Source organism: Actinoallomurus sp. NPDC052308, assembly GCF_040679195.1.
GTDB classification, from domain to species: Bacteria; Actinomycetota; Actinomycetes; order Streptosporangiales; family Streptosporangiaceae; genus Actinoallomurus; species Actinoallomurus liliacearum.
This window is the reverse complement of record NZ_JBFAUM010000002.1, coordinates 46,924-67,418: the sequence shown is the minus strand read 5'-3', so window position 1 is coordinate 67,418 and position 20,495 is coordinate 46,924. Positions and strand designations below refer to the sequence as shown.

Genomic DNA, 20,495 nt, shown 5'->3' with positions numbered 1-20,495 from the left:
TCCGCCGCCGGCCGGGTCGTCGTAGGCCGGACGTCCACCGTCCGTCGAGCATCCGCCGTCGGCCGAGCCCCTGCCGTCGTGAGCCGCGGCCCGTATGTTCCGGCCGGTCAGTTCCACGCCGTTTTGAGCACGTCGACGGTGTCGGCGATCGTGCAGCCGGGCGGTACCGCCAGGAAGGCGATGTTGCCGTTGACGTCCTGGCTCCGTCCGTGGATCGTGTCCTGGCAGGTCGCGTCCGCGCGGACCGCGGTGATCTTGAAGAAGCGGCCGATGTCGCGGGTGCCGTCGCCGATCTGCTGGATCGACGAGCTCCAGGTTCCGTTCCGGGTCGGGATTGGCCCGTCGTCGGTGAGATAGAACCGCCCGTCCGGGGCGTAGACGAAGATGCGCAGGACGTCCCCTCGCAGGTTCCCGCTGCGCCCATGGACCAGGAGCCCGGCCCGGCCGTTGACCTTGGCCTGATCCGCGGGAGACGTGATCTCGACCGCCGTGGTCGGTGTCGGCGTCGGGGTGGGATCCGGCCGGGGACTCGGCGGTGGAGCGGGGCGGGCCCGCATCGACTCTCCGGGCGGGTCCGGCGTCGAACCGCCCTGGACCGCGACCGGGCCCGTGTTCGTCACGGACGGCGCCGGGAGCGCCGACGGTACGGAGACGACCGGGGTCGCCTCGTGGCTCTCGCCTCCCGCCACGTAGATCTCGTGGATGCCGCAGTAGGAGACTAAGACGGCGCCGGTCGTGACGAGAAGCCAGATCGCGGCGTACTTCCGCTTCCCACCGAGCGGCCTGGCGCGCCGTCTACGACCGGGGTGGCGAGTTCGGGTCATGGATGCCTCCGCTTCCGCGTCGGCGCTCCTGGAAGTCCGTTTGGATGGCTTTCCAGTTTCTCTTACTTTTGTTTACTCGCTCTTATGTGGGGTGTCAATGGGGTGCCGTCCGACGCAAGGCAGTGATTAGTACGCGGCCGGCGGCCGAAAGGTTCGACACGAGGGCATCCGCGTCAGACGCGTACGACCTCGGGACCTTCCGCGGCGAGGTCCGCGGCCAGCCCGGCGTTCAGGCCCGTGTCCGTGATCAGCACGCTGACCTCGGACAGCGCGGCGAACCGCGCGAGATAGTCGTTTCCGACCTTCGTGTGGTCGACGAGGACCACGGTGCGCCGCGCGGCCTTCATCATCGACTCCTTCATCGCCGCCTCGGCCGGGTCGGGGGTGGTCAGCCCGGCCTCCACGGAACAGCCGTTCGTCCCCATGAACGCCACGTCGACGCGCAGCCGGTCGAGCGGCCGCATCGCCCAGTCGTCGACCGTGGCGAGGGTGCGCCCGCGCACCCGGCCGCCCAGCATGATCACGCTGAGGTTCGACCGCGTGGCGAGGACGGTCGCCAGGGGCGGGGAGTTGACGATGACGGTCAGCTCCCGGTCGCTCGGCAGGACCTGCACGAGGCGCCCGGTCGTCGATCCCGCGTCGATGATGATCGATCCGTCGGCCGGCAGCTCGGCGAGGGCGGCCTTGGCGATGCGCTCCTTCTCGGCGGTCAGTACCGCGTCCCGGGCGGCGAGCGCGGGCTCGAAGCCGAGACGCTCGACGGGGATCGCCCCGCCGTGCACACGGCGCAGCGCGCCGGCCCGCTCCAGGACGGTCAGGTCCCGGCGGATCGTCTCCATCGTGACGCCGAAGTCCTCCGCGAGCGTCATGACGTCGACCCGCCCGGCCTCCCGGGTGCGACGGAGGATCTCCTGCTGTCGTTCCTCGGCGTACATGAGGTCGGTGGTACCGCCATCGAGGGAAAGCGTCAAGGCGGCGAGGAGCAGTGGACCCGTGCCGCCGCGCGGCGGCGGATCATGTGTCGGCGCCGGGGAGTGTGATGACGAAGGTGGAGCGGCCCGTGACGCGGACGGTGCCCCCCAGGCCGGTGACGAGATCGCGGACGATGGTGAGCCCGAGCCCGGCACCGCCGTCCGCGCGGGTACGGGCGTCGTCGAGGCGGACGAAGCGCTCGAAGATCCGCTCGCGATCCTCGGGCAGAACGCCCGGACCGTCGTCGGTGACGGTCAGCGTGACGCTGCCGTCGGCGCGGGCGACGGTCGCCGTCACCTTCGTACGCGCGTGCCGGGCGGCGTTGTCGAGCAGGTTGCGCACGATCCGGGCAAGCCGGGTCTCGCTCTCGCGTACGAGGGCGGGACGGGTCGTGTGCGCGGTGAACGCGGGCCCGTCGCCGGTGTGGGCACGTTCGGCCACCTGCTCTTCGACGATGTCGGCGAGGTCCGACGCCGTCGACGCGGCCGGCGCGGGTGAGGCGAGCAAGAGGAGATCCTCGGCCAGGCACTGCAGGCGGTCGACGTCGGCCAGCGCCGTGGCGACCGTGCTGGGCCAATCCGTGCGCTCCGGGTAGGCCAGCGCGATCTCCAGCGAGTTGCGGAGGCCCGCCAGCGGGGTCCGCAGCTCGTGAGAGGCGTCGGCGACGAAGTGCCGCTGCCGGTGGTGGGCGTGTTCGAGCCGGTCGAGGGTCTCGTTGGTGGTCCGCGCCAGGCGGGTGATCTCGTCGTCGATGGCCGGTACGGGGACCCGCTGATCGAGCGCGTGGGCGCTGATGTCGGCCATCTTCGCCCGGATGGCCTCCACCGGCCGCAGGGCCCGGCCGGTGACGTACCAGGCGATCAGGCCGACGAACGGCACGGCGACCGGCAGGCCCCAGCCGAGCAGGCGATCGATCGTGGCGACGGCCGTCTTGGCGTCGGCCGGCGAAACGAGCACGTACACCGTCAGGCGCTGGGCCGGCAGGCCGCCGCTGCCGGTCAGGCTCTTGATCTGGTCGGCGGGCAGCACGTCGGTGGTGCCGACGACGAACCGGCCCTTCCCCCGGACCGTGTGGATGCCCCACCCGACCCTCGGCGGGAACCCGGCCAGAGGCCTGTCCAGGTCGGCGCTGAAGACGGGACCGGAAACCATGGCGCGCCGCCCATCGGTGAGGACGACGGCGAAGGAGAAGTTGGTGCCGTGCGGCATGGCCCCCGCGTCGAAGGTGGAGGTCATCGAGAAGGCGTCGCGTGTCGCCTTCTCCCGCGCCGCGGTCATCCACTGGTCGCGGACGACGTCGCGAACCCCCCAGCCGCCGGCGCCGAAGACGACGGCGGCGGCGAGCGCCGCGCTCAGTGCGGCGCGTGCCCGTACCGACGTGAGCCGCCTAACCACGGGTGCTCACCAGCCGATAGCCGGCGCCGCGCACGGTCTGGATCGTCGCCGGTCCGGACGGGAGCTTGCGGCGCAGGGTGCGGATGTAGACCTCGACGATGTTCACGTCGCCGTCGAACGCCTGGTCCCAGACTTCATCGATGATGTCGATTTTGGCGACCACTTCGTCCGGCCGGCGCGCCAGGCACTCCAGCACCGCGAACTCTTTCGCGGTGAGCCGTATCTCCGCCGCGCCGTGACGGCATCGGCGGGCGGCGAGGTCGAGCCGCAGGTCGCCGGCGGTCAGGACCGATGGGCGGGTCGCGCCGCCGCGGCGCAGCAGCGCGCGCAGCCGAGCGACGAGGACGACGTAGGAGAACGGCTTGCAGATGTAGTCATCGGCACCGGTGTCGAGCGCCTCCGCCTCGTCGTACTCGCCGTTCTTCGCGGTCAGCATGAGGATCGGCACCGAGCTGCCGCTCCGGCGCAGCCGCTCGCATACGGCGAAGCCGTTGAGTCCGGGCAGCATGATGTCCAGGACGACCGCGGTGTAGGGCTGGGTGAGCGCGAGGCTCAGCCCCTCCCGGCCGTCATGGGCGACGTCGACCGCATACCCTTCGGCCCGCAGGCCATGGGTCAGCGTGGTCGAAAGTCGTTCGTCGTCTTCCACCAGCAACAACCGCATCGGGCCATTATGGCGACATGGCGCCGGGCATTCCTGAAATCGGCTTCAGGTTGCTTCAGCGGGCATTCAGCGGTGGTCGGCCAGTCTGCCCGCCGTGTCATCCTCTCCACGGCTGCTCGCCGGCCTGCTCTTCGCCGCTTACTCCGCGCTTTCGGTGAACCGTCATCGTCAGATGCGGAGCACCGGATATGACCTCGGAATCTTCGAGCAGGCGGTCCGCTCGTACGCCCATCTGCGTCCGCCGATCGCCGATCTGAAAGGGCCCGGTTTCAATCTGCTGGGCGACCATTTCCATCCGGTCATCGTCTTCGCCGCGCCGTTCTATCGGATATTTCCGAGCCCGGTCACATTGCTGGTCCTCCAGGCGGCGCTGCTCGCGCTGTCGGCGGTGCCGGTGACGCGCCTCGCGATCGAGTTCTGCGGTCACCGCGCGGGTGTCTGCCTCGGCCTGGCGTACGGCCTGTCGTGGGGGATTCAGCAGGCCGTCGTGTTCGACTTTCACGAGATCGCCTTCGCGGTGCCGCTGCTCGCGCGCAGCGTGGAACTGCTCGCCCGGCGCAGTTGGCGCGCCGCCGCAGGCTGGGCGCTGCCGCTCTTGCTCGTCAAGGAGGACCAGGCGTTCATCGTCGCGGCGATCGGCGCGTACATCTTCTGGCGGGGTCGCCGTGGCCTCGGCGCGCTCGTCGCCGCGGTCGCGGTCGAGGTCGGCGCGCTCGCCGTCGTCATCATCATCCCGGCGTTCAACCCACACCATTCCTATCCGTACGGCAAGACCGCAGGATCCATTTCCTCTTTGCCGGTACCGGTGACCAAGGAGGAGACCGTGCTGGCATTGATCGCGCCTACTCTGTTCTTCGCCCTGCGCTCGCCGTTGGTGCTGATCGCGGCTCCATCCTTGCTCGCGCGATTCTGGACATCCAGTCCGAACCTGTGGGGAACCCGGTTCCATTACAACGCCGTGCTGATGCCCATAGTGTTCATCGCCTTCGCCGACGGCCTGGCTCGGATGCGCGCGAGCGACCGCGTCGCCCTGCCGCGGGCCGCCCGTGTCGCACCGATCCTGGCCCTCCTCGGCGCGATGTCCGTTCCGCAGCCACTTTGGAGTCTGCTCGACCCCGCCTCTTGGCGGGTGCCGGAGCAGGTCAGGACCGCTGAAGCACTGTTGAGGACCATCCCCGACGGAGCGGACGTGGCGGCCGCCAACCGCGTCGCGCCGCAGCTCACCGGCCGCTGCCGGGTGTTCCGCTTCCTCAGCGAGCCCACCCCGCGGTTCCGCCCCGAATGGGTCGTGACCACCGGCGCGCCGTACGAGCAGTCGATGATCGCGGACCTGCCCTCACTGGGCTACAGGAGCGTGGCCCGGGGCACCGGCATCACCATCTACCGCCGGACCGTCTACGGTCGCCACCCGCCTGCCGCCGGGCGGTCTTAGGAAGCTGTTAAGGCGCGCATAAGGATCGGAGGCGGGAGCGGCCGCTATAACGGACCTGTCGCCCTCTTCGCCCGGCTGTCCAGGCGAAACGACTTCATTGACACCTTGTTTTAAGGGGGATAGTGTCCGGCTTGACTGAAAGGAAGCTTTCCTGTCAGCTGCCTTCGGGGGAGGCCGCCGTACCCGCTCCTGACCGAAGGGAAGCACCGTGCTCCACCGCGTCGACCCCGCGCGCCTGCACCGGTCCCTCACCACATCCCTCTGCGCGCTCATCGCCCTCGCCGCCGCCCTCGTGGTCGGCCCCCTCCCCGCCCGGGCCGCCGGGGAGTCCGTGAACATCTGGCTCACCACCACGGACGACTCCGCCGGCCGCCACGTCACCCGCGGCCTGCAACAGCAGACGCCGCTCGCGTTCGGGGGCGCCGGTGGCGGCGCCGGCCAGACCATCACCGTCGACGAGAACACCAGGTACCAGCGCTTCACCGGCGCCGGCGCGTCGTTCACCGACACGGCCGCCTGGCTCCTGAACAGCAGCGGCGCGCTCAGCTCCACCACCCGTACCCAGGTCATGCAGAAGCTCTTCGACCCGTCCGCCGGGATCGGGCTGAGCTTCCTGCGCAACCCCATGGGCGCGTCCGACCTCGCCCGCTACAGCTACTCGTACGACGACATGCCCGCCGGCCAGACCGACGCGAGTCTCGCGCACTTCTCCATCGCGCACGACCTCGCCGACGTCGTGCCCCTCACCAAGCAGGCGAAGCAGCTCAACCCGGCGCTCACGGTCATGGGCACCCCGTGGAGCGCGCCCGCCTGGATGAAGGACAACGGCGACTTCAACAACCCCGGCTGGCTGCAGTCCCAGTACTACGGCGCGTACGCCCAGTACTTCGTGAAGTACCTCCAGGCGTACGAGGCGCAGGGCGCTCACGTCGACCTCGTCACCGCGCAGAACGAGCCCACCTGCTGCAACGGCTACCCGTCGATGAGCTGGAACGGCTCCGGCCTGGACTACTTCACCAAGACGAACCTGCTGCCCGCGCTGCACGCGGCGGGCCTCACCACCAAGGTGCTCGCCCTCGACTGGAACTGGGACACCTACGACGGCTACGGCGCCCCCGTCGTCGACGACGCCACCATCCGGAACGACTCCCTCTTCGGCGGGATCGCCTGGCACGGCTACGGCGGCGACGTGACCGAGCAGACCACCGTGCACGGCAAGTACCCCACCGTGGACGCCTACGACACCGAGCACTCCGGCGGCACGTGGATCGGCGACCAGCAGAAGGAGGACATGCACAACATCGTCGACTACACCCGCAACTGGGGGAAGAGCGTCGTCAAGTGGTCCCTCGCCGTCGACCAGAACATGGGCCCGCACAACGGCGGCTGCGGCACCTGCACCGGGCTGGTCACCGTGCACAACGGCGACTCCCGCAGCGGCCAGGTCGACTACACCATCGAGTACTACGACATGGGCCACCTGACCAAGTTCGTACGGCCCGGGGCCTACCGCATCGCCTCCACCGCGAACACCGCCGTCCCGAACGTCGCCTGGCAGAACCCCGACGGTTCCAAGGCGCTGATCGCCTACAACGACAGCGGCAGCACCCAGTCCGTCAAGGTCGTCTGGGGCGGTCAGTCGTTCGTCTACTCGCTGCCCGCCCACACCACTGCGACCTTCACCTGGAACGGCACCCAGAGCGGCGGCGGCACCGCCACCGGCCAGATCACCGGGTACGGCGGCAAGTGCGTCGACGTCGCCGGGGCGAGCAGCGCCAACGGCACCGCCGTCCAGCTCTATGACTGCAACGGCACCACCGCGCAGCAGTGGACGGTCGGAACGGACGGCACGATCCGGGCCCTTGGCAAGTGCATGGACCTCACCTCCGCGGGCACCGCGAACGGCACCCAGGTCCAGCTGTACGACTGCAACGGGACCGGCGCCCAGCAGTGGACGCGGGGAACGGGCTCGTCCCTCGTCAACCCGGCGTCGGGCCGCTGCCTGGACGCCACCGGCCCGAGCTCGGCCAACGGCACCCGGCTGCAGATCTGGGACTGCACCGGCGCCGCCAACCAGCAGTGGACCCTTCCCAGCTGACCCCCCTTCCCGCAACTCGAGAGGAGAGCCATGTCCACGTCACCCCGCCGGCGTAGGACCGGCCGGTTGTTCCTGGCGGCCCTGGCGCTCGCCGGCCTGAGCGGCGCCGCGACCGTCGTCGCCGGCAACGGCACCCACGCCACGATCCTGCCGGCCGCGGCGGCCGCCACCGCCACCTTTACCGACGACTTCGACGGACCCGCCGGCGCGGCCGTCGACGCGAGCAAATGGCGCCCGGAGACCGGCGACAACGTCAACAACCACGAGCGCGAGTACTACACCAGCGGCACGCACAACGCCGCGCTCGACGGCCAGGGACACCTGGTGATCACCGCCCGCAAGGACAACCCCGGCAACTACAACTGCTGGTACGGGGCCTGCCAGTACACCTCCGCCCGGCTGTCCACCTCGGCCACCTTCACCCAGGCGTACGGGCACTTCGAGAGCCGGATGAAGATTCCGCGAGGCCAGGGCATGTGGCCCGCCTTCTGGATGCTCGGCAACGACATCGGCAGCGTCGGCTGGCCGAACAGCGGCGAGATCGACATCATGGAGAACGTCGGCTTCGAACCGGGCACCGTGCACGGCACGATCCACGGACCGGGCTACTCCGGCTCCGCCGGCATCGGCGCGGGCTACACCCTGCCGGGCGGAGCGCACTTCTACGACGACTTCCACACCTTCGCGGTGGACTGGTCGCCGAACTCGATCCAGTGGTCCGTCGACGGGAACGTCTACGAGACCCGCACGCCGGCCGACCTGAACGGCAACCGCTGGGTCTTCGATCATCCCTTCTACGTGATCGTCAACCTCGCGGTCGGCGGCTACTGGCCCGGCGACCCGGACGGCAGCACGACCTTCCCGCAGCAGCTCGTCGTCGACTACGTGCACGTCACCACCTCCGGTTCGCCCGGCGGGCGTACCGGCCAGATCACCGGCTACGGCGGCAAGTGCGTGGACGTGGCCGGGGCCAACAGCGCGAACGGCACGGCCGTCCAGCTGTACGACTGCAACGGCACGTCGGCGCAGCAGTGGACGGTCGGGTCGGACGGGACCCTGCGCGCCCTCGGCAAGTGCATGGACGTCACCGCGGCCGGCACGGCCAACGGCACGCAGGTGCAGCTGTACGACTGCAACGGCACGGGCGCGCAGAAGTGGCAGGCCGGCGCGAACGGGTCGCTGGTCAACCCGAACTCCGGGCGCTGCCTCGACGCCACCGGCCCGAGCTCGGCCAACGGCACGCGCCTGCAGATCTGGGACTGCGCCGGCAGCGCCAACCAGAAGTGGACGCTCCCGAGCTGACCCCCGAGCTCCCGCGCCGGTGCCCGAGGTCGCGCGCCCGGCATCGGCACGGGGCGTGCCGTCATCCCGAGAACGAGTCTGGTCCCGCGGCGAGCCGCGGGACCAGGTGGGTTCGACGGAGGGGCCCGGCCGAACCCGGCAGGGCTCCTCCGGTGAGCCGTTCCGGTGAGCCTCCGCTCAGCCGGGGGTCACCGTTCCGGCCTTGGTGCGCAGTTTGGCGTTGCCCTCCGGCACACCGTGTGTGGTGATGTCGCCGCTGTCGAGGCTGACATGGATTCGGAAGTCGAGGGGGATCCTGATGGTGACCGTCAGGTGGCCCTGGTCCTCGGCCGGAGCCGGGGTCGGGTCGCCGACGGTGACTCGACCACCGCCGAGGCGAACCGGTCCGTTGATGATCGGAGCGGCGATGCTGCCTCGGTCGGCCCGGACGGTGAGGTTCCCTCCCACGTGAACGCCTCCCTGGGACCCGCTGGAGCGGGTCACCGTCGGGTACAGCGCCAGTTCGAGCTCGTCGACCACGGGCTCCAGCTCGGCCTTGCGGGCCGCGGTCTCGAAGACGCTGCCGGTGGCCTTGATGTGGGCGTCGAGCGTGGTGCGGCCCTCTTCGGCGTGGACGATGACGTCGATGTCGCGGCCCAGGACCAGGAACAGGCGAATGCCGTCGAGGTCTGAGATGAGGTGACGCTCCATGGTGCACTCCTTGAAGATTTGGTTCCGGCGTCTGCTCGTGCCGCATACGGCACAGACAAGACCGTCCAGACCCCTCGTCTGTTCGCATCCTGCGTTCTGCCGGGGCTCGTGGATCGGAGGTGCTCGGCGTCGGCATGGGGCGTGCCGTCCGCCCGGGGCGGGTATGGGGGAGCTTCGGGGGGACGACACACGTGAAGGCGGCGCGCGCTTATCCGATCACCGCGCACACGACAGATGTGCGGATCGAACAGGTGGAGGTCCCGGTCCCCGTTCCCGGCGAGGTGCTCGTCCAGATCACGGCGGCGGGCGTGACGCCGCTGGACCACTCCCTGGCGACGAGCGGGCCGTCCCAGGTGGGGCTGCTCCCGCTCACGCTGGGCGGTGAGGGCGCCGGCGTGGTCGTCGCCGACCCCGCCGCGCACTGGCGGGTCGGCACGCGGGTGATGTTCTTCGCCGGCCCCGGCGGCGTCACCGCGGACGGCACGATGGCCGAGTTCGCCGTCGTACCCGCCCGGAACCTCGCCGAGATCCCGGTCAGCGTCTCCGACGAGGTCGCGGCCGCCGTCCCCATCGCCTACCTCACCGGGCTGCTCGCCCTGCGCATGGGCGCCTTCCGGCCGGGTCGGTGCGTGTTCGCGCCGGGCATCGGGGGCAGCGTGGGCAACGCCACCGTCCAGTTGGCGCGCGCCCTCGGCGCGGCCGCCGTCGCGGGCGGGGTCGGGACCACGGCCAAGGCGGAGGCCATCCGGGCCGCCCCGTGGGCGCGGGGCATCGAGGTCGTCGACTTCGAACGCGACCGGCTGCCGGACGCGCTCGGCGACGGCTTCCCGGCCGGCATCGACCTGGCCGTCGACGGTGTCGGCGGACCGGTGACCGCGCAGATCGTGGCCGCCATGGCGGTGGCCGGGCGCCTCGTCCTGGTCGGCTGCTCGGCGGGCCACAGCACCCGGCTTCCGCTGCACGAGGTCATCGAACGCCGGACCACTCTGCACGGCTTCTCCCTGCACGCGGCGTCGGCCGCCGAGTCGACGGCGGCCTGGTCCACGATCACCGGCCTGTTGACGGCGGGACGGATCAGCCCGGTCATCGACTCGATCTACCCGTTGGAGGCGGTGGGCGAGGCGCTGCGCCATCTGGTCGAGGACCGCCCGATCGGAAAGGTCGTCATCACCGGCCTGTCCTCCGCCCGCTGACCATTCGACGCGCTGCCCGGCCGACGCGCTGCCCGGCCGACGCGCTGCCCGGCCGACGCGCTGCCCGGCCGACGCGCTGCCCGGCCGACGCGCTGAGCGATCGGCGCGGTCACCGATCGGGGCCGAACACTCCGCGCCGAACGCTCGGTGTAACGCGCCGGCGACGCAGGACGAAAGCTTCAGGTCTCCGCCGGATCCCGGCGTTCTCCGAGTCTTCCGCCGTCCGGGTCGTCGAGCGAGGTCTCGGCTGCCGCGATCGTCCGCCGGAGCAGCTCTCGCGCGGTGGCGATCTGCGCGGACCGCCGGTCGAGGGCGTCCAGTTGGGCCCGGAGCGCGTCGAGCACGCCGGGGCACGGGGCGACGGTGCTCTCGGCGCTCGTGCAGGGGAGGACCTGCCGGATGACGCGGGTCGGCAGCCCCGCCGCCAGGAGCGCCCGCACCCGCGCGACCGTCTCCACGGCGCCGTCGTCGTACACCCGGTACCCGTTCGGCTCGCGCTCCGGTCGCAGCAGCCCGACCCGCTCGTAGTAGCGGAGCAGGCGTTCGCTGGTCTCCGTCCGGGCGGCCAGCTCCCCGATGAGCACGCCGTGGGCCCTCCCGTCTTGACCTTCCAACTGTGTCAGGGGGCAACAGTGGGCCCGCCGGCCGCATTCCGGCGGCCGCCGGCACGAGGAGTCCGCAGTGATCATCGATGCGCACAGCCACGTCCACGACCCGGTCGCGGACCACCTTCGTCTCCTGGACGACGCGGGGGTGGACCGCGCGGTCCTCTTCCCCACCCGGCCGCACCCCGAGCGGGCCACCGACCTGGAAGGACTCCGGCGGGAGATGAGCGTGCTGGACCGGGCGCTGGACGGGCGCGCCACCGGCGACGACGGGTACGCCGCCGCGTGGCGGGAACTGGACGACGCGCTGGCCGCCCACCCGGACCGGTTCATCGGGTTCGGCTCCGTGCGCCTGAACCTCTCCGACGACGAGATCGCCGCGGCGGTCGAGCGGGACATCGTGGGGCGCGGGCTGCACGGCATCGGGGAGCTCACACCGCCCCCCGGCGGGGCCGCCCGGATCGAGCCGGTGCTGACGGCGGCGCACGACCACGGCGATCTGCCCGTCGTCGTGCACGGCTTCGCCCCGACGACCGCCGAGGACCTGCGCACGCTGGCCGCGATGGCGGCACGGCACCCCTCGGTGCCATTGGTCGTGAGTCAGCTCGGCGGGCTGAACTGGATGACCGCCGTCGAGCTGGCGCGGGAGACGCCGAACATCTACCTGGAGCTGTCCACCGCGCACCTCATCTTCGCGGTGCGGCTGGCCGTCCAGGAGCTGCCCGAGCGGACGCTGTTCGGCTCGGACGCGCCGTACGGCGATCCCGTGGTGGCCCGCACCACCGTCGAGCGTGTCACCGGACCGGGAGAGGTGCGCGAGCTCGTCCTCGGCGGAACGCTCCTGCGGCTCCTGGATCGGACGTGAAGCGCCGCCGGCCCGGACGAGAGACCGTCCGGGCCGGCGGCGCCGGCTTCCTCACTCAGATCGCGGCGAGGCGCGCCTTGACCTCTTTGGCCGACGGGTTGGTGACGGCCGTACCATCGGGGAACACGACGGTCGGCACGGTCTGGTTGCCGCCGTTGACGCTCATGACGAACTCGGCGGCGGCCGAGTCCCGCTCGATGTCCACCTCGACCATGTGGATGCCCTCACGGGCCAGCTGGATCTTGAGCCGGCGGCAGAAGCCGCACCAGGTCGTGGTGTACATGGTCAGCTCACCCGTCGCGGGCGCGGTCATGGCTCTCCTTCGTCTGGGGGCGACGCTCAAGTCGACTGTCCCAACGTCCGATCAACGACCGACATTCCCCCCGAGCGTCGCACACGGGCGACGGCGGGCGACCGGGCCTGGGAGGATGGAAAGGAGTGAACGGAGGGACGATGGAGGCCGAGCAGATCCTCGCCGGGCTCGACCCGGACCAGCGCGCGGTCGCCGAGGCGACCCGGGGTCCGGTGTGCGTGCTGGCCGGTGCGGGCACCGGCAAGACGCGTGCGATCACCCACCGGATCGCGTACGCCGTGCTGACGGGCGTCATCGCGCCCCAGCGGGTGCTGGCGGTGACGTTCACCACCCGGGCCGCCGGTGAGCTGCGCGGGCGGCTGCGGCAGCTCGGCGCGCCCGGCGTGCAGGCCCGTACCTTCCACTCGGCGGCGCTGAAGCAGCTGTCCTACTTCTGGCCGAAGGTGATCGGCGGGGAGCCTCCCACGCTCATCGAGTCGAAGTTCGGCCTGGTCGCGGAGGCGGCACGGGTCTGCCGTCTCTCCCTCGGCCGTACGGAGCTGCGCGACGCCGCGGCCGAGATCGAGTGGGCCAAGGTCACCCAGACCCGCCCGGAGGACTACCCGGCCTCGGCCGCCAAGGCCGGGCGCACCCCGCCGGCCGACGCGTCCGACCTCGCCCGGATCTACGACGCGTACGAGGAGCTCCGCCGCGAGCGCAACCTGCTCGACTTCGAGGGCATGCTGGAGCTGACCGCCGCGATGCTCACCGAGCATCAGGAGGTCGCGAACCAGGTGCGCGACCAGTACCGCTATTTCGTGGTCGACGAGTTCCAGGACGTCAACCCGCTGCAGAAGCTCCTGCTCGACGTCTGGCTCGGCGACCGCGACGAGATCTGCGTGGTCGGCGACCCGAATCAGACGATCTACTCCTTCACCGGCGCGAGCCCCGCGTACCTCCTGCGGTTCACGGTCGAGCACCCCGATGCCAAGGTCGTCAAGCTGGTCCGCGACTACCGGTCGACCCCGCAGGTGGTGCACCTGGCCAACGGCGTGCTGGCGCAGGCGAGGGGCGAGGCGCGCAAGCACCGCCTGGAGCTGGTCGCGCAGCGGCCCGGCGGCCCCGAGCCGACCTTTCACGAGTACGACGACGAGGTCGCGGAGGCCGAGGCCGTCGCCAAGCGGGCGCGGGCGCTGATCGATGAGGGCGTGCCCGCCCGGGAGATCGCGGTGCTGTTCCGCATCAACGCCCAGTCGGAGCCGTACGAGCAGGCGTTCGCCGACGCCGGCGTGCCGTACGTCGTGAAGGGCGCGGAGCGGTTCTTCGAGCGCGCGGAGGTGCGTCAGGCGGTCGTGCTCCTGCGCGGCGCCGCCCGGTCCGCCGACGACGGCGAGCCGCTCGTGCGGTCCGTGCGCGACGTTCTGGCCGCCGCCGGGCTCACCGACCGGCCGCCGGAGGGGCGCGGCGCCGCCCGGGAGCGCTGGGAGTCCCTGGCCGCCCTGGCCCAGCTCGCCGAGGACGTCGCCGCCGACCGGCCGGGCGCGGGCCTGCGCGAGTTCGTCACCGAGATCGAGGAGCGCGCGAACGCCCAGCACGCCCCCGCCCTCGAGGGCGTGACGCTGGCCACGCTGCACACCGCGAAGGGCCTGGAGTGGGACGCGGTGTTCCTCGCAGGCCTGGTCGAGGGCACGCTGCCGATCATCTACGCGGAGAAGAGCCCGGAGCAGATCGAGGAGGAGCGCCGGCTGCTGTACGTCGGCGTGACGCGGGCCCGTGAGCACCTCGCCCTGTCCTGGGCGCTCGCCCGGTCCCCGGGCGGCCGCAAGGGCCGCCGCCGGTCGCGGTTCCTCGACGGTCTCGCGCCGCAGAGCTCGGGTCCGCCCCGCGTCGACCGGTCGAAGCGCCGGCCCGTCTCCTCCGGACCGCAGCCGTGCCGGGTCTGCGGACGGCCGCTGACCGCCGCGATCGAGCGCAAGCTGGGCCGCTGTGAGAGCTGCCCGGCCGACTACGATGAGGACCTGCTGGCCCGTATGAAGGACTGGCGTGTGGCGGCGTCCAAGGAGCAGAAGGTCCCGGCCTACGTCGTCTTCACCGACGCCACTCTGCAGGCCATCGCCGAGCGCGCCCCCGTCTCGGAGGCGGAGCTGGCCGCGATCCCCGGTGTCGGCAGCGTCAAGCTGGAGCGATACGGTTCGGCCGTGCTCGCCCTGTGCCGGGGGGAGACGCCGCAAGCCTGAGGAGTATGGAAGCGATGAACGCCGCGCTGAAGGAGCTGCTCGACCTGCTCGACCTGGAGCAGATCGAGGCCGACATCTTCCGCGGGCGCAGCCCGGAGGAGCGCCAGCAGCGGGTGTTCGGCGGCCAGGTCGCCGGCCAGGCGCTGGTCGCCGCCGGTCGTACCGTTCCCGAGGACCGCGGGGTGCACTCGCTGCACGCGTACTTCATCCGGCCCGGCGACCCGAGCGTGCCGCTCGTCTACACCGTCGACCGGGTCCGCGACGGCAGGTCGTTCACCACCCGCCGCGTCTCCGCCATCCAGCACGGCAAGGTCATCTTCACCCTCTCGGCGTCGTTCCAGATCGCCGAGGACGGCCCGTCGCACCAGGCGCCGATGCCCGAGGTGCCGGGCCCGGAGGAGCTGCCGACGTTCCAGGAGCGGATGGAGCGGCTGTTCGGCAAGCTGGACAACGAGTTCATGCGCAACCGGCCGATCGACCTGCGGCACGTCACCCCGCTGACCTGGGAGGCCGCCCGCGACCCCGAGCTGGTCGGCCCGGAGTCGCTGGTCTGGCTGCGGGTGGCCGGCGAACTGCCCGCCGACCCGCTGCTGCACGTCTGCCTGATGACGTACGCCTCGGACATGACCCTGCTGGACACCGTCCTGCTCAACCACGGCCTCGCCTGGGGCGACCGCCGGACGATGGGCGCCAGCCTCGACCACGCGATGTGGTTCCACCGCCCGTTCCGCGCCGACGAGTGGCTGCTGTACGCCCAGGACACCCCGAACGCCTCCGGCGCCCGCGGCCTGGCCCGCGGCCAGGTCTTCACCCGGTCCGGCGAACTCGTCGTCTCGGTCGTCCAGGAAGGCCTCATCCGCGTCACCGACTCCTGAGCTTCGAGGGGCGGCGAAAGGCTCGGTGAACGCCGCGCCCGCGCCTGCGAAAGGGTGCGGAGCCGGGGCGGACGCGGTCTTTTCCGCTGTTCTCTCCGGCCCCGTCCTGTGGCACCTCACGACAGCGGCTGAGCTTCTCCCGCGTCGATCTCGGCCATGCCGGTGGCCGACAGGTTCGTGACCGTGTAGGCGGTGGCGACGCCTTCGGGCGTGACGGTCCACAGACCAGGTGTGTCGCTGCCGGCGAAGACGGCCGCTTGGAAGGTGTTGAGCGTCGCGCCGGTGTTCCAGCCCTCGGCGATCTTGTACTGGGTGTAGTCGATGGTCCCGGTGGAGTCGCCGTTGTCGTGAACACCGACCCCTTCCCACAGGTAGAGGTCGCCCGTGGTGGGTTTCCAGAGGTACATCGCCGTGCCCGACGCCGACCGGGTGGTGGTCATCTTCCAGTTCTGCCAGTCGGGGGTGCCGTCCGGCGTGTTCGTGTGAATGAAGAACTGGGGAGCCGCATCCAACGTGCCACCGAACGACCGGTTGGCGTAGTAGTTGAGGTAGTAGCCGTTGTTCGGGTCGCCGGATATCGCGATGAGGTCATCCCCGGATCCGGCCACGTGTGAGGAGTCGTAGGCGTTGGCGAACTGAATCGGGTTGTCGCCGTTGTAGTCGGCCAGATAGAGGTTCACCTGATTGCCTGAATACGGTCTCACCACGGTGCCGTCGCCGCTCCCACCCAGCAACGCCGCCACGCCGGAACGGGAGCCGGAGGGGAAGTACACAAGGAAGTCCTGGAAGCCGTCAACGAAGTAATTACCCACGACGACCTGTCCGCCGTCGAAGTCGGCCGGGTCCTGACTGGAGCCGAACCCGGCACCCAGGGCACCGATGTCGGAGGCGGGCGTACGGACCTTGCCGTGCTTGCCGTTCTTCGCGCCAGGGGCGAGCCACAGCCCGGACGCCAGGCCGGGAGTGCCGCCGACCGTGACCAGGTCGGGCACGCTGTCGCCGTTGATGTCCTGGTCCGCAGCCGGCGGGACGCTCTCGGCGAAGAACTGCTCCGAGACCGTGGCGCTCTCGCTGCCGTCGGCCGCCATGGCGGTGACCTTCAGTGTCCCGACCCGTCCGGTCGGCGTGATCGAGATCTGCGCGGTCCCGGACGCCGCACGCACGGTGAGAGGCGCCTGCTCGTTGAGTTGGTAGCGATATTCGGCCGGCGTCGCTCCTGCGCCTGGAGAGAGCGTCAGGCCAATGGGCGTCGAGGTGTTGAAGGGCCCTGGGACAATGCCTTGGTAGTCGGCGGGCCAATTCGTACCCGAGATGGTCGGACGGCCGACGACGGTGTCCGCGTTCGCGGGAATCGTCGTTGCGATGACCACAGCGGCAGCCGTAGGCAGCAATGGGACGGCAAACCGGTACTTCACCATCGAGGTTCTCCCGGGAGGGTTGCGGCCATTCCTCTGGCCGATCGGGGGAACGTTAGCAGTGCTGACTACTCTTTAGTAGGACGAGTCGGACGAGACCCGAGATGCTTTCCGAGAATTTTGCCCCGAATGAGGGCAGGATCAGAGGGTGCGCGTTTTGGCCGTCATGGCGCGCTGTGAGCTTCGAGGGGCGGCGAAAAGCTCGGTGAACACCGAGCCCCGCGCCTGCGAAAGGGTGCGGAGCCGGGCTGTCGGGACAGGTCTCCGGTCGTTGGCCGAGACTTTCGTACGGGCGCCGCCGGCGATCGATCACGTATGGCGGAACTGGCTGTAGACGTGGCAGCGGACACCACGCAGATCGGTGTCCCGTCGGTACTCATGGCCGATCCGTTCGGCGACGCGCACCGACCGCGTGTTCCCCACCCGGATCAGCGACATGACCTCGGTGGCCTGTAGATCGTCGAAGCAGTACCGCACCGCGGCGCGGGCGGCCTCCGTGGCATATCCCTTGCCCCAGTAGCGCCGGACCAGACACCACCCGACCTCCAGGCCCGGCCACCCCAGCGGCCGCCACGGCCCGACCCGGCCGACGAAACGTCCGGTGTCCCGCTCGGTCACGGCGAAATTGGAATAGCCTCGGATCTGCTGATGTCCGAGGAACAGCGCCAGGCTCCGCCACGAGTCCTCGCGGGACATGCCTCCCTCGGCGAACAGGTGACGCCCTACCTCGGGATCGGCGAGCATCGCCGCGTACTCGTCGAAATCGTCGGCCGTCAGCGGCCGCAGGACCAGCCGCGGTGTCTCCAGGGTCCTCATGGATCCATGATCGAAGCAAAGCCGCCTCGAAGCATCAGAAGACGTAGGGCCAGCCCGCGGAGTCGTAGCCCAGCCAGTTGATTCCCAGTTGGGGAGTGCCGTCGTCGGCGTAGTAGTGGTAGTCGAGGATGTCGTGGTCGGTGTCGGTGAAGACGCCTTCGCCGCCGGGGCCATGGATGCTCCCGTGACTCGCGAGGAGTTCCGTGCCGCCGCCGGAGGTCATCGCGACGCCGTTACGGTCGTAGTACGGGCCGGTGACACTGGTGGAGCGCCCCACCATGATCCGGTAGTTGCTGGACGCCCCGCGGCAGCAGTAGTCGAATGACACGTACAGGTAGTAATAGGCGCCGTGGCGGAAGATGAACGGAGCCTCGATCGGGCCGCCGCCGCGTCCGGCGATGGAGACGATGGAGTTGTCGGCGCGCAGCCCGGTGGACGGGTTGATCGCGATGAGCTTGATGCCCGACCAGAAGGAGCCGAACGCCTGGTGTAGCCGTAGGTCCAGGGGGCGCCGCCGGGGAAGGCCACGCCGGTGTTGTGGAAGGCCGTGCGGTCCGGGGAGTACTTGAGCCCGATGTCGTCGCCGGTGTAGGCCACGAGGTAGCCGCCGTTCGGCCGCTTGATCATGGACGGATCGTGTACCCCGATGTCGCCGGTGACGTTTCCGGGATTCGGGTAGGTCGCGGCGGCAGCGGGGCGGCCCGGCGCGCCGAGGCACACGGTCGTCAGGGCAGCCGTGATCAGCGCACCCATCCATCGGCGGTGGACCGGCGTGGCCGCTCCACCTCGCTTCCGCGGGAACATGCGGATGGCTCCCTTCCGGTCGTCGCGGGCGGGGTCGGTCCGGTCCGTCCGCTGATCTCCTCTAGCGGCGAGCTGTTCGATATACCGAGCTACGTTCGGCATCCGGTAACCGGGGAAGCTAAGTCTTCGGTGGGACACCGTCAACGCCCGTTTCACGGCCTTTCATCGGCCCCGCAGGCGTCGGCTCGGGAACGCCCAAGGCGCTACGAACCGGGCATCCCGAGCGAGCGGCTAGCGTGGCAAAAGGGGTGAACCGGCGGTTGTCGGTCATACCTCATGCATGGGCGGTGTCACCTGACAACGTCCTAGATCGGAAGGTGGTGGGGCTCGCGGGACTCGCGGGTCCGACGGCGTGGACGTTCCTGGCGCTACCTCTGCGAGACGGCGGGGCCACGGGCGGGTGACGGAGGCCCCGTGGGGCGCGGCTCCGTACCCGGTCGTGCTGGCCGACGCCGCCGGCCGGGTGGTGGAGCTGAACCAGGCCGCCGCCCGGCTGTTCCCACGCGCGGAGCCGGGGACGAGCCTCGCGGCGACGATGCCCGGATGGCTCGCGGAAGCCCATCGCGACGCATGCGCACCCGGTGCCGATACCGGACCCGTACGGGGCGAGGCGGGTCAACGTAGCTTCGCGGCGTACCCGGCCCCCTCCCCGGACGGGTACGTGATGTGGTGGCTGGTCGACGAGACCGATCGGCGGCGGGCCGAGGCTGCGCGGCGGCGGGCCGAGGCCGAGCTGGCGGCGGAACGGGAGCGGATGGCGCTCCTGGCGGAGGCGGCCAACGCCCTGCTGACGACGCTGAACGTCGACCGGTGCACGGAGGCCACGGTACGGCTGGCGGCCGAGCATCTGGCCGACGCCGCGGTACTCGTCGCGCACGCCGAGGGGCGCCGGCCGCCGGTGGTCCTGGCGGCCCACGGGGGCGAGGTGTCCCGGCTCGCGGCGCCGGTCGCCCTCGCCGAGGTGCCCGGGCTGAGCGAGGCGCTGCGGCACTTCCCGCCGGTCCCCTCACGATGGATCGATCCGGGCGAGCTGCCGCCGTGGGTCGTTCCCGAGGGTTTCCCCGGGCCGGTCGGCGTGGCGGTCGTGACACCACTGCCCGGCGTGTGCGCTCCGGCCGGGGCGCTCATTCTGCTGTGCCGCGGTGACGGGCAGGTGTTCGGCGAGAACGAGGAGAGGTTCGCCCGGTCGTTCGCGGTGCGGGCCGGCGCGGCGCTGTCGGCGGCCCGTATGTACGCCGAGCAGACCGGGATCTCCACGATCCTCATGCGCGACCTGCTGCCGCCCCGGCTGCACCGCGTCCACGGCGTGGACTTCGCCGGACGGTACCGAGCGTCGGTACGCAGTGAGCTCGTGGGCGGTGACTTCTACGAGGTTCATCCCGGCGCGGATGAGACGGCCGAGTCCCTCGTCGCCCTCGGCGACGTGTGCGGCAAGGGGCTGGAGGCGGCGGTCACCACCGGAAAGATCCGGACCACGCTGCGTGCGCTGCTGCCCATGGCCGGAGATCACCTGCGGATGCTGTCCCTGCTCAACGGGGCGCTGCTGGAAGCGGAATCGAGCCGGTTCGCCACCGTGGTGCTGGCGTCCGCGTTGCGGGTCGATGATCGCGTACGGCTGAGGCTGACCAGCGCGGGGCATCCGCCGCCGCTGATCGTGCGCTCCGGCGGCGTCGTTGAGGAGGCCGCCACCCAGGGCCTTCTGATCGGCGCCTTCCCCGAGATCGAGGCGACCACCGTCCAGGCCGAACTCGCGCCGGGCGAGACCTGCGTGCTGTACACCGACGGCATCACCGAGGCCCGCGGTGGTCCACTCGGCGACGCCATGTTCGGTGAGCGGCGGCTGATGGACACGCTGTCCGAATGCGAGGGGATGCCCGCGGCGGCCATCGTCGAGCACGTGCAGATGCTCGCGACGCAGTGGGCCGGGAACCGCGACCACGACGACATGGCCATCGTGGCGATCAGCGCGCCGTACCCCCGGAGCCCGTGACCGGAACGACACTCACGAGGCGAGGA

Annotated in this window: 18 protein-coding genes; 8 read left to right on the top strand and 10 right to left on the bottom strand. The window is 70.8% G+C overall.

Features of this window, described 5'->3' with window-relative positions:
* Window positions 1-107: 107 nt before the first annotated feature.
* The 4 genes from AB0L00_RS06265 to AB0L00_RS06250 form a co-directional block, all read right to left on the bottom strand.
* Window positions 108-824, bottom strand: a complete 717-nt coding sequence (locus AB0L00_RS06265; RefSeq protein WP_364429177.1) for a hypothetical protein — start codon at window positions 822-824, stop codon at window positions 108-110.
* Between the two features lie 173 nt (window positions 825-997).
* Complete coding sequence (locus AB0L00_RS06260) at window positions 998-1,759, bottom strand: DeoR/GlpR family DNA-binding transcription regulator (RefSeq protein WP_345355883.1); 762 nt, start codon at window positions 1,757-1,759, stop codon at window positions 998-1,000.
* 79 nt (window positions 1,760-1,838) lie between these two features.
* Window positions 1,839-3,191, bottom strand: a complete 1,353-nt coding sequence (locus AB0L00_RS06255; RefSeq protein WP_364429175.1) for a HAMP domain-containing sensor histidine kinase — start codon at window positions 3,189-3,191, stop codon at window positions 1,839-1,841.
* A complete protein-coding gene (locus AB0L00_RS06250; protein ID WP_364429172.1) occupies window positions 3,184-3,855 on the bottom strand; it encodes a response regulator transcription factor in 672 nt (223 codons plus the stop codon). The genes AB0L00_RS06255 and AB0L00_RS06250 overlap by 8 nt, the downstream gene beginning before the upstream one ends.
* 94 nt (window positions 3,856-3,949) lie before the next feature.
* Between AB0L00_RS06250 and AB0L00_RS06245 the strand changes: the two genes are divergently transcribed.
* From AB0L00_RS06245 to AB0L00_RS06235, 3 genes are all read left to right on the top strand, one after another.
* Entirely contained in the window at window positions 3,950-5,287 is a 1,338-nt protein-coding gene (locus AB0L00_RS06245) for a DUF2079 domain-containing protein (RefSeq protein WP_364429170.1), read from the top strand.
* A gap of 208 nt (window positions 5,288-5,495) precedes the next feature.
* Entirely contained in the window at window positions 5,496-7,385 is a 1,890-nt protein-coding gene (locus AB0L00_RS06240) for a ricin-type beta-trefoil lectin domain protein (RefSeq protein WP_364429167.1), read from the top strand.
* A gap of 30 nt (window positions 7,386-7,415) precedes the next feature.
* Window positions 7,416-8,687, top strand: a complete 1,272-nt coding sequence (locus tag AB0L00_RS06235; protein ID WP_364429164.1) for a family 16 glycosylhydrolase — start codon at window positions 7,416-7,418, stop codon at window positions 8,685-8,687.
* A gap of 177 nt (window positions 8,688-8,864) precedes the next feature.
* On the opposite strand, the gene AB0L00_RS06230 is transcribed toward AB0L00_RS06235, so the two are convergent.
* On the bottom strand, window positions 8,865-9,377 hold the full coding sequence (locus tag AB0L00_RS06230; protein WP_364429161.1) for a hypothetical protein: 513 nt from the start codon (window positions 9,375-9,377) through the stop codon (window positions 8,865-8,867).
* A gap of 236 nt (window positions 9,378-9,613) precedes the next feature.
* Between AB0L00_RS06230 and AB0L00_RS06225 the strand changes: the two genes are divergently transcribed.
* On the top strand, window positions 9,614-10,570 hold the full coding sequence (locus AB0L00_RS06225) for a zinc-binding alcohol dehydrogenase family protein (protein ID WP_364429159.1): 957 nt from the start codon (window positions 9,614-9,616) through the stop codon (window positions 10,568-10,570).
* A 179-nt stretch (window positions 10,571-10,749) separates the two neighbouring features.
* Here the strand turns inward: AB0L00_RS06225 and AB0L00_RS06220 are convergent, their stop codons facing one another.
* Window positions 10,750-11,154: a MerR family transcriptional regulator gene (locus AB0L00_RS06220; RefSeq protein WP_364429156.1), complete on the bottom strand. Its 405-nt coding sequence runs from the start codon at window positions 11,152-11,154 to the stop codon at window positions 10,750-10,752.
* 97 nt (window positions 11,155-11,251) lie between these two features.
* Here AB0L00_RS06220 and AB0L00_RS06215 point away from each other — a divergent pair, with 97 nt between their 5' ends.
* Window positions 11,252-12,040 (top strand): amidohydrolase family protein, encoded by a 789-nt coding sequence (locus AB0L00_RS06215; RefSeq protein ID WP_364429153.1) that lies wholly within the window; start codon window positions 11,252-11,254, stop codon window positions 12,038-12,040.
* Between the two features lie 55 nt (window positions 12,041-12,095).
* Here AB0L00_RS06215 and AB0L00_RS06210 read toward each other — a convergent pair whose 3' ends face one another.
* A complete protein-coding gene (locus AB0L00_RS06210) occupies window positions 12,096-12,353 on the bottom strand; it encodes a mycoredoxin (RefSeq protein WP_364429150.1) in 258 nt (85 codons plus the stop codon).
* Window positions 12,354-12,493: 140 nt separating this feature from the next.
* On the opposite strand from AB0L00_RS06210, the gene AB0L00_RS06205 reads away from it, so the two are divergent.
* Both AB0L00_RS06205 and tesB read left to right on the top strand, forming a co-directional pair.
* Complete coding sequence (locus AB0L00_RS06205; RefSeq protein ID WP_364431549.1) at window positions 12,494-14,569, top strand: ATP-dependent DNA helicase UvrD2; 2,076 nt, start codon at window positions 12,494-12,496, stop codon at window positions 14,567-14,569.
* A gap of 14 nt (window positions 14,570-14,583) precedes the next feature.
* On the top strand, window positions 14,584-15,444 hold the full coding sequence (gene tesB / locus AB0L00_RS06200; RefSeq protein WP_345353950.1) for an acyl-CoA thioesterase II: 861 nt from the start codon (window positions 14,584-14,586) through the stop codon (window positions 15,442-15,444).
* Between the two features lie 116 nt (window positions 15,445-15,560).
* Here tesB and AB0L00_RS06195 read toward each other — a convergent pair whose 3' ends face one another.
* The 3 genes from AB0L00_RS06195 to AB0L00_RS06185 form a co-directional block, all read right to left on the bottom strand.
* Window positions 15,561-16,862, bottom strand: coding sequence for a hypothetical protein (locus tag AB0L00_RS06195; RefSeq protein WP_364429147.1), 1,302 nt, complete (start codon window positions 16,860-16,862; stop codon window positions 15,561-15,563).
* 306 nt (window positions 16,863-17,168) lie between these two features.
* The gene (locus AB0L00_RS06190; protein WP_364429144.1) at window positions 17,169-17,675 is read right to left on the bottom strand and encodes a GNAT family N-acetyltransferase; all 507 of its coding nucleotides are present in this window, start codon (window positions 17,673-17,675) and stop codon (window positions 17,169-17,171) included.
* A 34-nt stretch (window positions 17,676-17,709) separates the two neighbouring features.
* Window positions 17,710-18,432, bottom strand: coding sequence for an arabinan endo-1,5-alpha-L-arabinosidase (locus AB0L00_RS06185; protein WP_364429142.1), 723 nt, complete (start codon window positions 18,430-18,432; stop codon window positions 17,710-17,712).
* A 447-nt stretch (window positions 18,433-18,879) separates the two neighbouring features.
* On the opposite strand from AB0L00_RS06185, the gene AB0L00_RS06180 reads away from it, so the two are divergent.
* Window positions 18,880-20,469 carry a PP2C family protein-serine/threonine phosphatase gene (locus AB0L00_RS06180; RefSeq protein ID WP_364429140.1) on the top strand — a complete coding sequence of 530 codons (1,590 nt, stop codon included), beginning with the start codon at window positions 18,880-18,882 and terminating at the stop codon, window positions 20,467-20,469.
* Window positions 20,470-20,495 lie beyond the last annotated feature (26 nt).